Here is a 16,139-nt window from a genome sequence, read left to right on the forward strand (position 1 = left end):
TAACTTCTCGACTAGTCGGCTAACTATCAAGCAATTTCAATTAAAAATTAATAAGTTCAGCGTATCTTAGCAAAACTAGCAGCTTCTATATGCCCCGCCGCCCGCATTTTTTGCACGATACATCCGTGTGTCCGCGGTTTTTAATAGCGCATCAATGCAATCGCCATCGTTTGGATAGATGGCAACACCAATACTGGCCGATGCAGATACGACTTGCTGATTAATAACAAATGGCTCTGACAAACTATTTAATAAATTATCAGCCACATCGCCAACCGACTCAAAGTCTTTAATTTCATTTAAAATGATAACAAACTCATCCCCGCCCAATCGGCCAACGGTATCCGAGCGGCGGATCCCTTTAATTAAAACCTTGCTAACATGCACTAAGTACTCATCGCCAGCATGATGACCCAAGCTGTCATTCACTTGCTTAAAGCCATCTAAGTCGATAAAGATCACCGCAAACTGTGCCGTGTCCCTTCTATGCATTAAAATCGCTTGCTCTAGTCTATCTTCAAGCAAACTCCGGTTGGGTAACTGGGTCAAACTATCGTGTTTAGCAAAGTGTGCCATTTTATTCTCAGCATCGATGCGTCTTGCTATTTCCTTGCGTAAACGTCGATTAGCTAATAATGCAGCAATAACAACGAGTGATAAAATAACGAAGACTACAATACCTAGCTTTAATCTATTTTCATACTCTTCACGGCCAAACTCAACCGTCTGAGACACCCATTTTTGATGGATTTGCTGTTGCCTCGTTGTATCAATGTTAGCCAAAACAGCATTGACTAATGGCAGCAGGGCCTTTTTACTATTGTGCACACCGATATGACTTCTCTGTTCTGCAAAGTCGACTAACATCGACATCTTCAAACTTGCAAACTTACCGCCTCGTATATTACTGCCCAGGTTAACGACCTTATCAATAAACACATCAGCCTGACCCTGACTAACAGCACTTAAACCCGCATCAATATCAGGCACTAAGATTAATTTCAGGCTAGGATACTTTCTCATTAATTCGCCAACAATATGGTAGCCTTCAATAACGGCGATTCGTTGACCGCTAAGCTCATTCAAACTAAAAATACTCACGCTATTTAATGATGTGACTAATCCCCAAGGTGAAGGCCAATAAGAATCTGAAAAGCCAAGTTGGTATTCACGCTCAGGGGTTATGGCGACACTGCCAGCCATATCAACGCTGCCTGAGACGAGCGCATCGAGCAGGCTTTGCCACTCATCGAACGCGATAGGCTCAATATTCAAGCCAAGTTCCTCACCAATAATACCAATAACATCACTGTTAATGCCGGCGTACTGACCCTCTTCGATAAATTCCATGGGATGCCAGTTTCGTAAAAAACCCACTTTAACGCTGCCTAATTCCTCGACTAAATTCTGCTGTTCGGCGGTCAAGTTTATCTGCATCTGCTGATTGTTATATATTCTATCTTCTGGGTTTAGCATCCACTTTCGTTCAATATCGGCTAACTCGACATTCGACATTTGCAAAAAACCAGCAGCAATACGCTCTGAAAACCCCACATCGCCACTTCGATTTAACACATATAAGTTGGTTTTAAATTCAAGGCCTGCATATTGATGAAAAAGCTCCCAACTCTGATTGAGTAATAGATAATGTTGTGTCCATGCTCCCGCTGCAACGAAGGCGGAGACATCGCCCTGCTTTGCCGCTTCTATCATGTCATCTACAGAAGAGAAATATCGAATATTGGTGTCAGGAAGGGCATCAATTAGCTCCTGTAAATATGGCGATGTCGGCGAGACCGCCACAACCTGACCTTTTAATTCGTCCAAGTTTTGTAAAGGTGTCTGAAAAGAAAATAAACGGCTAGTGACGCTATATATCTTATGGGCATGATTTAGGCCTGTTTGCATTGTCTCGCTTTCTGGATAGCCTAACTGCACATCCGCAATACCGCGTTTTACATTATCTATGCTCTGTTTCATGCTCCCCGGGACGAATCGGATCGGTAATCCCGTTTTCTCAGACCATAGTTTCCAGATATCCACCAGCAACCCATGTGGCAAGCCATCTGTGCCGATATCGGCATAAGGGCCTACTCCAGTTTGCATAGCGATAACAATATCATTTTGATAGCGCTTCTCCCCTAGCCATTGATGAGTATACTGCTCAATAAGCTCAGGTTTTATCAAAGCAAATCCATCCGCCACTTTAGCCGCTAACGCATGATTGGCTTTGTTAAATGTAGGATAAAAAGACAACTCAGAGATAGCCTTACGGTTTTCGATTGGAAACTTTATCGATATGGCATTATTAATTTGGCTTTCTCGCAAAAAGCCTTCTAAGCCAACAAATACCAGCACCTCTTCGGTCATTACGGCCTTAAGTAAATCGGTACGACTTTCAAAATATCGAAATGTTAGGTTAGGCTCTTGCTGCTTTAAAATCTCTATTTGTGCAGCACCGGCAACTACACCAATTTTATAAGGTCGAAGGTCTGCTAATGTTTGTGCCTTAGGTAACTGGTAATTGACATAGAGGAAACTATTTACACTGGTGATTTTAGGGGAAAAAGTAAACTCTTGCTCTCTGCTAACCGTTTTTGCCATACCTATATGTAAGTCCGCAGTCCCCTGCTTAATACTCTCGACGGAGTCTACCCAGTCAGTCGGTTTAAACACCACTTTGGTATTGGTTTGCCTCGACCACTCCAACCAGATATCAACTAACAGCCCACTAGGCTGGTTATTTTCATCGGTAAACTGAAACGGATAAGTGTCATTACTCATCGCAATGATAAGTGATTTAGTCTCTCTAACCGAGTCTGAATAAGCCGGAAATGTGACAAACATCGTCGCCATGGCGAGCAACATACAAGTGATAGTTTTCAATTACATTTCCCAAAAAGGTTAAATTTATGAGTGCATTTTGTTTAATTAGTGCTATTAGACAAAATTTTATGAGTAAATTCCAGTACTAGTCTTGCTGCTTACTGACATGATTAGCTAGAATGAAGTGTTGAACTCCCACTATTTGATCACATGAACTCTTCTACCGATAATCTCTTTGCCAAGCCTTATGAACAAGTCAGCGATTTTCAATTCGATGACAAAGTAGCCGGTGTCTTTAATGACATGATCAGGCGATCGGTTCCTGGCTATGGACAAATCATCAATACCATTGGTGATCTCGCCCAAAAGTATGCGGCGACTAATACTAAAATTTACGATTTAGGTTGCTCTTTAGGCGCGGCCACTTTGAGTATTCGCCGCCGAGTAGAAGGTCGTAATTGCCAAATTGTCGCGATAGATAACAGCGAATCGATGATTGAGCGTTGTAATGAGAATCTGTCGGCATATGTGAGTGAGACGCCTGTCGAACTCGTGTGCGGCGATATTCGCGATATAAAGATTGAAAATGCCTCTTTGGTGGTACTGAATTTCACCATGCAATTTCTTTCTCCTGATGATCGTGAAAGCCTGCTTAAGAATATTTATGAAGGCCTGATCCCTGGTGGTTTATTGATACTGTCTGAAAAACTGTACTTTAAAGAAGATAAAATTCAATCGACTTTAGATGACTTACACCTCGATTTCAAAAGAGCAAATGGTTACAGTGAGTTAGAGATCAGTCAAAAACGCAGTTCATTAGAAAACGTGATGAAACCTGATACACTAGCTGAGCATGAAAATCGGATCAGATCACAAGGTTTTAGCCAGTTCAGCGTTTGGTTCCAGTGTTTTAATTTTGCATCTATGGTGGCAATTAAGTGATTAGTTTTAGTTCTTTCTATAAACAGATTTCAGACTCAAGCCTACAACATTGGCTTGAGACTCTTCCGTCAATTCTCGGCCAGTGGCAGCGAGAACATAAGCACGGCTCCCTCCCTAAGTGGGAAAAAGTACTTAATAAACTGCATTACCCAGAAGCCGATATCATCGACTTTAAAACGAGCGTCAAAATTGGCTCAGGTGAGCAGCTTAGCGATGGTGAAAGGCAGAAACTTGAAAATCTATTAACCATTTTTAAGCCTTGGCGTAAAGGTCCGTACTCACTCCATGGAGTAGAAATCGATACCGAGTGGCGATCTGACTGGAAATGGGAGCGTGTCGTTCCGCACATATCTCCTTTAGAAAACCGCACAGTATTAGATGTGGGTTGCGGCAGTGGCTACCATATGTGGCGCATGTTAGGTGAAGGTGCCAAGCACGTGGTCGGTATTGACCCATCACCGTTGTTTATGTGCCAGTTCGAAGCGGTCAAACGACTTGCGGGTAACGATCACCCTATTCACTTCTTACCGCTGGGAATTGAAGAGCTACCCGCTTTAGATGCATTCGATACTGTATTCTCTATGGGCGTGCTCTATCACCGCCGCTCACCCATTGATCATATATTCCAACTGCGAGATCAACTACGGGTTGGGGGTGAGTTGGTACTAGAAACTTTAGTTATCGATGGCGATGAAAATACCGTGCTCATGCCAACGGATAGGTATGGCAAGATGAATAACGTGTGGTTCTTACCTTCAGTTGAAATGCTCATGCTTTGGTTAAAGAAGTGTGATTTCACAGACATACGTTGTGTCGATGTTGATGTCACTTCACTTGCCGAGCAAAGAAGTACACCATGGATGCCAAATGAATCATTAGTTGATTATTTAGATCCTAATGATGTTAGCCTAACAGTTGAAGGCTATCCGGCGCCAAAACGAGCCACAATTATTGCCACCAAGAATCAGCCAAATAAAGATTTAATCTAGCAAATAGTAAATGGGAAGCACTATGTTCAAGCAGATAATTTGTATTGCCGCAATCACAGCCGTCATTTCAGGTTGTGCAACGACCAAAGAAACTAACGCACCGATCCCAGTAGATGCTGCGGTGCTACAAGCCAGTTTAACCAATCAAGAAAGCAATATACTTGGTGCAATCGATACCTGTAACCAGGCTCAAGCTGCAGGGCTTGCATCACTAACTACTCAAATTGATGATCTCAATACAAAAATTGCTCAGCTGAACGTTAAGGAAAAAACGGCGGTCGTCCCAGTGGTTGCACCGGTACAGTGCCCCCCTTCACCTATTGGTGACAAATTTATGTTAGGTGCGCTAGAAAATGTCTATGTCGACGAAGTAAAGGCCAGTTTCAATACCCGTATCGATACGGGTGCGGAATCGTCCTCCCTCGATGCACGCAATATCATTTTGTTTGAAAGAGATGGCAGCCAGTGGGTTAGGTTTGACGTGTTTACTCAAGGAGATAAACAGCCAGCAAAAACGTTTGAATCAAAAGTCGAACGTTTTGTAAGAATTAAACAGGACTCCGATGAGAAAAGTGATCGTCGACCTGTTATTCACGCGCACCTTGAAATTGGCCAATATAAAGCGGAAACCGATCTAAACCTGAGTGACCGTAGCCATTTAGAATACCCTTTGCTACTTGGACGCAAGTTTATGCAAGACATCGCTGTCGTCGATGTTGGCCAAACCTATATCCATGGAAAAAAACAAGACGCTCAGCCGTCTAAAACGAAAAAATAGGATAAATGCAAATGCATTCTAAAAAACCCTTTTACATTTTAGTGGCGTTACTGTTTATTAGCGGCATCGCCGCAAGTGTCTACCGTGGAATTGAACACAGCGTACCATTTTTACCCGGTAAACAAGTTCAGAGCTGGGCAGTCGATGCTAAAGTTAGCTTTCAAGGAACCGGTGAGCCTGCTGAAGTCTCTTTCTCTTTACCTGAAGATCCAGCCTATGAAATTTTGGTTGAAAACGCCACATCACCAGGATATGGCTTAACGATTACTGATAACGCGATTGATCGCCGCGCTATCTGGTCCATTCGTCGAGCAGTTGGTACCCAAGATCTGTATTATAAAGTGACCCTGATCCCGACGGGTCAAGATAAGCTGATAGCTGAGAAAAACCCTACAACGCCTGTTGCATATATGTGGCCAGCGACAGAACAAGCTGCGGCAGAGCAAGCTATCGAAGAGGTTTGGTCTAAAAGCGCGACCAATCTTTCTTTTGCACAGCAGCTAAATAAAGATTTAAATGCCAATGAGCGTAGCCAGAACATAGAGCTGCTGCTAACCAGTAACTCGCCAAGTAAACTCTTCATCAGAATGCTGCACAGCAAAGGGATCCCAGCGAAAGAAGTTAGCGGTCTTTATCTTGAAGATCAACGCCGTAGGCAACAATTGTCTAACTTTGTTGAAGTGTACAATGACGGTCAATGGCATCTGTTTAATGCCGAAGATGGCAGCCAAGGTCGCCCTGATAACTTACTGCTATGGGACCGAACAGGCACATCGGTACTTGATGTTATCGGCGGTGTTAACTCACAAGTTAACTTCTCAATGTTGCAAGATACTCGTTCTGCTTTAGCCACTGCTATTGATGTCATGAAAAATGATAACGCTTTAGATTTTTCTCTTTATCAGTTACCCCTAGAAGAGCAGAGTCTATTTAAAGGCATTTTGTTAATACCGATTGGCGTATTAATGGTTGTGTTCCTTCGCGTCATCATTGGCATCAAAACCTCTGGCACCTTTATGCCAGTATTGATTGCTTTAGCATTCATTCAAACCACCCTCATAACCGGATTGATTGGGTTCCTACTGATTGTCGCCTTTGGTTTGATGATCCGCTCATATCTGTCGGAGCTCAACCTCTTGCTCATATCGCGGATCTCTGCGGTGATCATTGTTGTTATCGGTATTATTGGTTTATTTACTCTATTGTCTTATAAGTTCGGACTGAGTGAGGGATTAACCATTACCTTCTTCCCAATGATTATTTTGGCATGGACCATTGAGAGAATGTCTATCCTTTGGGAAGAAGAAGGTCCTAAAGAAGTGGTCATACAAGGCGGCGGCAGTCTGTTTGTCGCCACACTGGCTTACTTAGCGATGAGCGCGACTTGGGTACAGCATTGGGTATTTAACTTCTTAGGTATTCACTTGGTGATCTTGGCGCTAGTGTTACTAATGGGTCAATACACTGGATATCGCTTACTTGAGCTTAAACGCTTCAAGCCTTTAGCTGGAGAAAAGTAATGTTTCTAGCGAACCCTTCAGCCTTAAAGCACAACGGTGTGCTTGGTATGAACAAGCGTAATATCGACTATATTGGTCGCTATAACCCACGTAAGTACTACAAACGAGTCGATGACAAATTGACTACCAAGCAATTAGCCCTTGCAAACAATATTGCTGTACCGGATTTAATCGGTACAGTGTCAGAGCAACATGAGATTGCCGATATTCCTGCGATGGTTAATGACAAAGACGGCTTTGTCATTAAGCCATCGAAGGGATCTGGCGGTAAAGGGATTTTGGTTGTCACTAAAGTCAAACATGGTCGTTACTACAAGCCAAATGGTCAAGAAGTCACGCCTTCAGAAGTCTATCGACATGTATCAAACGTGCTCAGTGGGCTATTTTCTCTTGGTGGAAAGCCAGATGTCGCCATTGTTGAGGGCTTGATCCAATTTGACCCTGTATTTGATGGCTACTCTTACGAAGGTGTACCAGATATTCGTCTGATCATCTTTAAAGGCTTTCCCATCATGGGAATGTTACGCCTATCGACTGCAGCGTCAGACGGTAAAGCAAATCTACACCAAGGCGCAGTGGGCGTGGGGATCGACATCGCAACAGGCAAAGGTTTACATGCTGTGCAGTTCGATCAGCCCGTTGACTTTCACCCTGATACGCAAAAGAAGTTGATCTCAATTGCTGTCCCGCAGTGGGATACCCTGCTGCATACTGCATCTATGGCTTATGAAATGTCGGAGCTTGGCTATCTTGGAACCGATATGGTGCTGGATAAAAACAAAGGCCCACTTTTGCTAGAGCTTAATGCCCGCCCAGGTCTTGCCATTCAAATCGCAAATGGCCGTGGTATTTTGCCAAACCTACGTCATGTTGAAAGTATGGGCAACCATAACATGACAGTGGCAGAACGCGTGGCATATGCAAAAATACATTTCAGTGCCAACAGCTAAACACGTTAAATGGCTTTTTAGTCCGCTTTTCATTGTTATCTGTTGGTTCAACACGGCAGCTCATGCTGCCGTGTCGCCTATCCCGATCTTAGTAGAGCAGTGCCTAAGCTATAATTTCCCCGCCCAGCAATCCAGTACTCACTCTGATAAAACATCCGTTCCTCAATACGATAGTAATACACAAGCTATTGAGCTTGAACGTGATTTCATCGGATTTTTTAATATCAACGATAGAATTAAGTACTACCGGCAATTTCCTCTTTCTTATACAGATCGGGAGTTGTTACTTCAGTGTCAGTTATATTTAGCCGATGAATTAGCCCTATACTTTCAATCCACGCAATTTCAATCTACACGATTTAAACTCGCTGATAGTCACGATCCCGCGATTCAAGCTCTAGTGATGCGAATAAATCGCCTCGCTAAAAATACCGAGCGCCCTAAATACAAGGCTCAGTTACATACTGCTCAAGCGGCTTTTAAACAAGGCATTAGCAGTCAATCCCTTAGCCTTAATTTCTTTAATAACGACTGTAAACTGGCTTCAGTTGAGCCAGCAACAGACTTTAACGGTTCACTGGCAAACTATTTGATTCAACAACCAAGTGAGCAGTGCAGAAAACGTGTTTGGCAAGCCTATCAGGCCCGTGCATCGCATAAAAATTACAGTTCGTTAAATTTAATCACTGAGTTACGTCAGCACCAAGCCGAGCTCGATGGGTTTAGCGATTACAGTCACGAGGTGTTGCACCAGCAATGGTTGTCGACACCAGAATTAGTCAAACAGTTTCTACAAACACAAACTCAAGCAATCAATATTGCTCCTTGGGATCTTGGCTTAACTTTATCAAAGGCGACACCTACCCCGGTTAACACCATGGCATCGATGCAGTTACTTCAGCTGCTAGCAGATGCATTACAAACATTTTCGATTACAATGACAGCTGTTAATGAAAAGCTGTATCGAGTCTGGTTAGATGGGCGTCTTCTGGGGGATATCTATTTAACTGAAGGTAATAAAACCCGAGTAAAACCAATTCGACAGCTAGTGGTAGGCCAACAATTTGGTCAGTTCGAGTTGATAGTAAAACCTGAACTTAAAACTTATCAGCAGCAAAGCGCTGTGATTGAGTCGGTGGCAAGCATCATCACCCAACTGGCAAGTGGACAGAAATTTTATCTGCCAAATACCATCGGGGAAACTCAAGATACCGCTCAAATCGACACGCTATGGTTACAACAGTACCTTAAGAGTCAACTTCTACCAGAATTAAAGCAAGACAGTAGAGAGTCGGTATTGCTGCAATATGCCCAACAGCTACACATATTTAGGGCTAAAGTGGCTATCAATACCTATTTAGCGGCTAACAGCCCTCTTAAATTCGATCTTAACCAAGCATTTACGCAAGCCTTTGCAGCCCAATGGGATCAAGTCGATGACGCCGCTTATACGTTTAGCGCCCTTGTATTTGAAGGGCCGCTTTATTACCAAAAAATCTGGCAAAAAGCAGTGGCTAACTATATTTACCATTCGACAAAAGACTGTCAGAATCAGAAACTTGTATTCGATTATTTAGTGGTTAATGAATCAGCTAATGACATTGCTAGCATTTTTGAGCAGTTATTAGGTGAGCCAGTGACTAATGACTCACTTATCAAAAGGACTCAACATGCCTTCAATCCTCAAGATCAGCACCCTCGCCGCTGCACTATTTTGCGCCAATAGTTTAGCCGCAGACCTTGCTGTTACAGAGTCAACTAAGGCTCAAGTGTATCAAGGGATCAAAAGTAATCTCGAAGAGCACCTCTTTGAATTGCCTCCTCGCGTGCAGGGCCATTACGGTATTCGCCAATACCGCATGACCGGAGATCCCAAATATGCCAATTCAGCGCTGGTTGATCTTTATGTCGTCACCGAAGCGCAGGCCTTCTATGCTTGTAACCTAGATAAGCCTGACTTCATTAGCGAACAAGCAGAACAAGCCATATCTGTACTAGGTAAAGGCCCACGAGCTAAAGCCCGTAAAAAAGCACTACAATCTTTTCCTGAATTTATCTTTTATACCGACGTACTACTTCGTTACTCAAGCCGGATCAATGAGTTTGGTTTTGACGGCCCTTGCCACGATAAATTAACGGCGGTTTTAAAAAAGGCTGACTTAAAAACAGGCCTAACCGATAAAGCCATGATAGAAACCTGGGCAGCTCAGCTTGTTAACTATGTGTATTGGGCAAAACAGATAGGTGTTGGCGACTATTTAGCGGACTATAAAAAAGCCTTTATTGAGGTCTACCCTGATAATCAAGACGCAAAATTAAATAAAAAACAGTACCGTAATAAACTCTATGGTATGACCCACTTTATCTTTGCCGACAGTGAGTATTATCAGCACAATGTCGATCCGAAGGAGTTTGCTTGGATTTTAGATCACTTCGAGAACAATATTGACCGCATTTTAAAAGATGCTACAGATGACATTATCGCTGAAGTAGGCATCAGTTTTTTACTCGCAGGAAAGCCGAATCATCCTGTTGTTAAAAAGACCCAACAACATATTATTAATGCCTACAATACTCAGGAGCAGATCATTCCATCACCACGAGGCAATCCAGATCTTGTTATCGGTGAGCATCGAAATGTACTGGCAATGATGCTACTCGATTGGCCTGAAAATTTACACAAAGGACCTTATCTATCTGAGCTTAAGGCAACTAAGAAATATTTGCCAAAGCAGGTCACACCAATTAAAAAATAGGGATAACAGATAACAAAGCTCTTAAAGGCTTTGTTATCTGCCCATTGCAACTAGCACATAAAGCGGATTTCACGAGTCTTGAGTGATTATGGATAGAGCAAAATAAACCTTAGAGCAGTGGCGTATACTGCAAGCTGTCGTCGACTTTGGCGGGTACTCACAAGCTGCCGAAAAACTGAATAAAAGCCAATCGTCGCTTAACCATGCTGTTGCCAAATTACAGTTTCAGCTTGGCGTGCAATTACTCGAAGTTAAAGGACGCAAAGCCTACTTAACCGAATGTGGAGAAGTGTTATTACGTCGCTCAAGACACATTACTCAATCAGTCAATGAGCTAGAGATGTTAGCGAACAACCTAGAAACTGGCTGGGAGCCTTCCTTAACCATTGCCCGTGAAATTATCTACCCAATGGAACACCTAGTTGCTGCTCTGAGCGATTTTCTGCCTGTAAGCCGTGGGACACGAGTCACTGTGCTCGATACCGTTATTACTGGAACGACGGAACAGATTAGCGAACAAAATGTTGATTTAGCCATTTGTGGTGGCCCACCACCTAAAGGCTATTTAGCTGAACCATTATTAGATATCGATTTGTTATTGGTTTGCCACCCTTCTCACCCACTGGCACAGATGAAAGTCATCGAAGATGATCAAACTCTGGCTCAGCATTTACAAATCGTGATTAAAGACACGAGTCTTACTCCACTGAGCGAACTTGGTTGGCTCAAGGCTGAGCAGCGCTGGACGGTGAGTAATTTTCATGAAGCCATTACCATTTTAGAAAGAAATATCGGATTTTGCTGGGTTCCAGAGCACCAAGTTAAACAGTACATTGAAAATAATCAGCTAGTTAAATTAAATCTCAAAGGTTCAAGTAAGCGTAAAGTTACACTCAGTTTAGTGATCCCAAATAGAGATAAACAGGGCCCAGCAAGTGAGTTACTGGAGTCGCTAATCAAAAGGCATCATCAGGTGATAGAAGATTGTATCGATATGACTAAAAATAAAGGCCAACCCTAGGGCTGGCCTCTTAACGAGAAACACTCAGGTTAATCTGACTCTCATTTAACGATTAATGTCTAACTGTGTTTGTGCTTGTAACATTTGTTGTTTCAAGCCGCTATAGTCATCAGCGCTAAAGTTAACGTGACCAAGCTTACGGTTAGGTTTAGGGACCTTATTGTACCAGTGCAGACTGGAAGTGGCAGTAATGCTATCCAGTGGCGGTTTAGCTGTACCCAATAGATTAAGCATCCCCACCTTACCTTGAACTCGGCTCTCGCCTAGTACCAGCCCCGCAATTGCTCGGATATGATTTTCAAACTGACAGGTTTGACTACCAAGCTGTGTCCAATGGCCACTGTTATGAACTCTTGGCGCTAGCTCATTTACCAGTAACTCTCCATTAACCACGAATAACTCTATAGCGAGCACACCAACATAATCTAAATGATGGGTTATACGCCTAAAGTAATCCTCTGCAGCGGCTGTCATTGCAGGTGTAAGGTTTTCAGCTGGTGCCGTCGACGCAATTAAAATGCCATTATCATGGCGATTTTCGGTTAATGGATAGCAAGTAATGTTTCCCTGCTTATCTCTTGCACCAATAATTGATACTTCACGTTCAAAACCGATCCACTCCTCAGCTAAATAAGAGTCTGGCACCAGGTGAGTGGCAACCGAATCAAGATCATCTTGAGTTTTGATCACCCATTGGTTTTTACCGTCATACCCTTCTTCGAGCGACTTAATAACCAAGGGGAAGCCTAGATGCGTACCAAGCTCGTTGATACTTTCACCATGAGAAAAAGCGGCGCAAGGTATATGTAGCTCAGACAACAACTGCTTTTCGGCGATACGGCTCTTACAACGAGCAACACTGTCAACATTTGGACTGGTAGTGCAAAGTGCTGATAGCGCAGTTAACAAACTTAAATCAACTTGCTCCTTTTCAACAGTGACCACATCAGGATGTCCAAGAGCGGCATATAATTGATGCACATCATCATCAATAGACCAATTCAAGATCTTACCAAGACCATTTACACAAGCCGTATCAGTATTGGCTCCGGTATCATTAATAAAGCTAAATTTGATCCCCAGAGGCAAACCCGATAACGCCATCATTCGCGCAAGCTGACCGCAACCAATAATGGCAATATGCATTATTCAACCTCCAGCGGTACACCCGCTGTTTGCGTGGCGCGCCAATCACAAAGTCGCTTAGTTAGCGCTTTATCTGCCAATGCCAATATTTGTGCAGCCATGAGCCCTGCGTTATACGCCCCGGGATCACCAATGGCTTGCGTCGCGACAGCCACACCTTTTGGCATCTGTACTATCGACAATAAGCTGTCCATACCTTTAAGCGCTTTACTTGATACAGGAACCGCAATCACAGGTAGATGGGTCATGGCAGCTGTCATGCCAGGCAAATGCGCAGCACCACCCGCACCAGCAATAATCACTTCGACTCCATTGCTTGCAGCTTGCTGACTAAATTCAACCAAACGCTCGGGTGTTCTGTGTGCAGATACCACTTGAGCGTGATACTTAATACCGAGCTCTTCAAGGACTAGAGTGGCATTTTTCATCGTTGGCCAGTCACTTTGTGACCCCATGATAATAGCGACTTTGACAGGTTCCATAATTACCTCTTTATTGGTTAACCATAATGTGAACAATGCATAAGTAGGAATGCCTACCGACACATAAAAAGGGAACGCAACAGCTAATGAATAAGTAATAGATTGGGTGCGATGTTGCGCAGTGTGCCAGAATTGTTTTATATATGAAAATAGATGTTATCATGTTTATATATAGATAAATAACTATAAAGTTCAAATTATGTCTTTACGTTTGCAAGCCCATATGGGGACCCTAAGACAGTTAGAAATATTACTGGCTGTATATGACTCTGGCACTGTGAGCGGTGCAGCCCTGAACCTGCATCTAACTCAACCGACAATCTCGATGCAATTAAAGAAGTTAGCAGAGGTTATAGGCTTGCCTTTGTATAATGTCATTGGCCGTAAAATCGTCTTTACCGAAGCGGGTCTTGAAGTGGTTAAAACCGCGACCGAGGTACTGGGTAGTTTCGCACGACTCGAGAGTTCACTATCCGATTTAGGCGAGCTGAAATCGGGAACGTTAAGGCTAGCAGTTGTCACCACATCAAAATATTTTATCCCTCACTTATTGGGGCCATTTTGCGAACGGTATCCCAATGTCGATGTACAGCTAAATGTGGGCAATCGACAACAAATTATCGAGCGTTTAAAGCAAGGCGTTGATGACTTCTACGTGTTTAGTCATCCTCCAGCGGATCTCAACACTGAAAGTATTGAGTTTTTTAATAACCCCTTAGTTGCTATCGCTCATGAAAACCATCCATTTTCGAAGCTAAAATCGTTATCACTCGATAAACTCAGTCAAGAACCCTTTTTAATGCGAGAAAACGGTTCTGGTACCCGTTTAGCCATCGAACATTTTATGGAGAAGCAAGGGGTTAACTTAAATATTAAAATGACTATCGAGAGTAATGAAGCCATCAAGCATTCGGTCATGGCAGGCTTAGGGATCAGTATTTTGTCTGCCCATACACTCGTGTTTGGTGGTAATGCGGGGTTAACGCAGCTCAAGGTTAACTCATTACCGATTAACTCAAATTGGTATTTTTTGTGGTTGAAGTCGAAAAGGCAAACCGAGATTGCACAGGCTTTTCTTCGACATGTTGAAACCGACGGACGCCGCATGTTAACGCAATTAAATCGCCACCCCTTATACCAATCAGTATAAGAAGTTGTTCAACGCAGAAGTAGGCAACCAAAAACGCTCCAGAATGGCGAGTTTTAGCGGCTCTGATACTGTGTTAACGAGCTTAAACGTAGAATGACTATGCGCTTCACTCGTTGCAGACCACATGGTCTAGTATGTTCCCGACATACATAAGACATTTCATCCATCCCTGGAGGTCAGATGTGGTGAATGTCATTGCACTTTAATATTACGCCTTGATACTGCAGCTTAATCTAGTACCTAGATATTACGATATTACACCTTGATATTAATCAAGCTGCCTATCATATCTGATGCTGTTTGGATCACCTCAGCCGACGCCTGGGCATGAATCACCGCTTGAGTTGCATCAACTAATGCTTGCGTTGTACTGCTTGGCATACTGACATTGTCAACCGTCGTCGTGCCTGCAACTGATTGGCTCGCACCGGCAACATCAATCGTCGCTTGGGTTAAGTCTGTCTGCGCCGCTTGAAATCCATTGTGCCCAGAAATGATACTCGGTAGGATCTGCATTATTTTCTCCATAGCAAACAATTTAGTAGCACAATTATCAAGCAAAAATTTAAAGAAGTACAGTTTATACCAATTGTAAAAAAACAGACCGCTAACAATCATTGACCCAATCGATGAATAAAGATTCATTGTTCTGCTAATCTTAGAAATAGCCTTTAAGTCACTAAAATGATACGGTTATCACATAAATACAAGAAATTGGAAATAGCGCAATCTTGCGAGGAGATCTCTAATGAAAAAAGCGAGAATACTGGTCGTAGATGACGATCCTGTCTGCTCAAGCCTTTTATTATCTATCTTAGGCGATGACTACCAAGTCACAACCGTTAATTCAGGTGATGATGTTACTGATATTGCCAATATCCAGCGCCCAGATGTTATCTTTTTAGATATTATGATGCCGGGTAAAAACGGTTATCAGGTACTGAAAGATTTAAAAGAAGATCCACAAACCTCTATGCTACCCGTCATTATCGTGAGCGCCCTTTCGGAACAGTCTGATGAAAACCTTGCATTAAGGATTGGTGCTGACGGCTATATAGCCAAACCTATCACGCCATCAAATGTGTATGAAGTACTTAAAAAGCAGCTCTAACCAAACCTACTTCTAAATGACAAAGCACCAAAGTACAGCTTATGTTCCACAGCTAATTGCTAGTGAAGTATTCCACTAGCGAAAAAGCGGCATTTACACTGTCTGCTGCACAGCTTTATCGTAATGGCTTATTGTTAAGACGTGAGTCTAATCAACTCAGCGCATAGGCAAACACCATAGCGAGCCGTTTAATGCAGCTCAAGGTAAAAGTGATCAGGGTGTAACGTTTTAACTTAGGAAATAGCTCTCGACAAATCACCTGCTTATCTTGGAATACACCGATGTTACTAATCGGAAGCAATAAGGCTTTAATCTGATACGTTTGCTTAGCAAACGTCACAGAATAGCGCTTATAAGGCAGCCATAAGAACTTTTTAAACACGATATTGCCTGAGACTGTAACTAACTTTGTGTAACTGCTTATCAAACTGTACTCTAAAAAGAGTCAAGGATAGGCGTATAATCATG

The 16,139-nt window shown here is 42.9% G+C and carries 14 protein-coding genes and 1 pseudogene; 10 read left to right on the plus strand and 5 right to left on the minus strand.

All coding sequences use genetic code 11. From position 1 onward, the window contains the following. Window positions 1–75: 75 nt before the first annotated feature. Window positions 76–2,886: a transporter substrate-binding domain-containing protein gene (locus tag ACVBIO_RS18360; RefSeq protein ID WP_447173182.1), complete on the minus strand. Its 2,811-nt coding sequence runs from the start codon at window positions 2,884–2,886 to the stop codon at window positions 76–78. A 150-nt stretch (window positions 2,887–3,036) separates the two neighbouring features. Between ACVBIO_RS18360 and cmoA the strand changes: the two genes are divergently transcribed. The 8 genes and pseudogenes from cmoA to ACVBIO_RS18400 all read left to right on the plus strand — a co-directional run. Then, window positions 3,037–3,768, plus strand: coding sequence for a carboxy-S-adenosyl-L-methionine synthase CmoA (gene cmoA / locus ACVBIO_RS18365; RefSeq protein ID WP_447164393.1), 732 nt, complete (start codon window positions 3,037–3,039; stop codon window positions 3,766–3,768). Then, complete coding sequence (cmoB, locus tag ACVBIO_RS18370) at window positions 3,765–4,757, plus strand: tRNA 5-methoxyuridine(34)/uridine 5-oxyacetic acid(34) synthase CmoB (protein WP_447159833.1); 993 nt, start codon at window positions 3,765–3,767, stop codon at window positions 4,755–4,757. Before cmoA ends, cmoB begins: the two co-directional genes overlap by 4 nt. Window positions 4,758–4,779: 22 nt before the next feature. After that, the gene (locus ACVBIO_RS18375; protein WP_447159834.1) at window positions 4,780–5,535 is read left to right on the plus strand and encodes an ATP-dependent zinc protease family protein; all 756 of its coding nucleotides are present in this window, start codon (window positions 4,780–4,782) and stop codon (window positions 5,533–5,535) included. Between the two features lie 11 nt (window positions 5,536–5,546). Further along, window positions 5,547–7,055, plus strand: a complete 1,509-nt coding sequence (locus tag ACVBIO_RS18380) for a UUP1 family membrane protein (protein ID WP_447159835.1) — start codon at window positions 5,547–5,549, stop codon at window positions 7,053–7,055. Continuing rightward, a complete protein-coding gene (locus ACVBIO_RS18385; RefSeq protein WP_447173183.1) occupies window positions 7,055–8,005 on the plus strand; it encodes an alpha-L-glutamate ligase-like protein in 951 nt (316 codons plus the stop codon). Before ACVBIO_RS18380 ends, ACVBIO_RS18385 begins: the two co-directional genes overlap by 1 nt. Further along, complete coding sequence (locus tag ACVBIO_RS18390) at window positions 7,974–9,731, plus strand: M3 family metallopeptidase (protein ID WP_447159837.1); 1,758 nt, start codon at window positions 7,974–7,976, stop codon at window positions 9,729–9,731. Before ACVBIO_RS18385 ends, ACVBIO_RS18390 begins: the two co-directional genes overlap by 32 nt. Then, a complete protein-coding gene (locus tag ACVBIO_RS18395) occupies window positions 9,676–10,761 on the plus strand; it encodes a DUF3541 domain-containing protein (protein WP_447164396.1) in 1,086 nt (361 codons plus the stop codon). Before ACVBIO_RS18390 ends, ACVBIO_RS18395 begins: the two co-directional genes overlap by 56 nt. 106 nt (window positions 10,762–10,867) lie before the next feature. Further along, window positions 10,868–11,782, plus strand: a pseudogene (locus ACVBIO_RS18400) (LysR family transcriptional regulator); the annotation flags it as partial. Window positions 11,783–11,827: 45 nt separating this feature from the next. Here the strand turns inward: ACVBIO_RS18400 and ACVBIO_RS18405 are convergent. Then, complete coding sequence (locus ACVBIO_RS18405; protein WP_447173184.1) at window positions 11,828–12,928, minus strand: 5-(carboxyamino)imidazole ribonucleotide synthase; 1,101 nt, start codon at window positions 12,926–12,928, stop codon at window positions 11,828–11,830. Continuing rightward, window positions 12,928–13,410: a 5-(carboxyamino)imidazole ribonucleotide mutase gene (gene purE / locus ACVBIO_RS18410; protein ID WP_447159841.1), complete on the minus strand. Its 483-nt coding sequence runs from the start codon at window positions 13,408–13,410 to the stop codon at window positions 12,928–12,930. The genes ACVBIO_RS18405 and purE overlap by 1 nt, the downstream gene beginning before the upstream one ends. Window positions 13,411–13,609: 199 nt before the next feature. Between purE and ACVBIO_RS18415 the strand changes: the two genes are divergently transcribed. After that, a complete protein-coding gene (locus ACVBIO_RS18415) occupies window positions 13,610–14,560 on the plus strand; it encodes a LysR family transcriptional regulator (RefSeq protein ID WP_447159842.1) in 951 nt (316 codons plus the stop codon). A gap of 255 nt (window positions 14,561–14,815) precedes the next feature. Here the strand turns inward: ACVBIO_RS18415 and ACVBIO_RS18420 are convergent, their stop codons facing one another. Next, entirely contained in the window at window positions 14,816–15,076 is a 261-nt protein-coding gene (locus ACVBIO_RS18420; RefSeq protein ID WP_447159843.1) for a chemotaxis protein, read from the minus strand. 232 nt (window positions 15,077–15,308) lie between these two features. Between ACVBIO_RS18420 and ACVBIO_RS18425 the strand changes: the two genes are divergently transcribed. After that, window positions 15,309–15,671, plus strand: coding sequence for a response regulator (locus ACVBIO_RS18425; protein ID WP_447159844.1), 363 nt, complete (start codon window positions 15,309–15,311; stop codon window positions 15,669–15,671). Between the two features lie 151 nt (window positions 15,672–15,822). On the opposite strand, the gene ACVBIO_RS18430 is transcribed toward ACVBIO_RS18425, so the two are convergent. Next, window positions 15,823–16,053 carry a hypothetical protein gene (locus ACVBIO_RS18430; RefSeq protein ID WP_447173185.1) on the minus strand — a complete coding sequence of 77 codons (231 nt, stop codon included), beginning with the start codon at window positions 16,051–16,053 and terminating at the stop codon, window positions 15,823–15,825. Window positions 16,054–16,139: the final 86 nt, after the last annotated feature.

This window comes from Shewanella sp. 0m-8, from assembly GCF_052977265.1.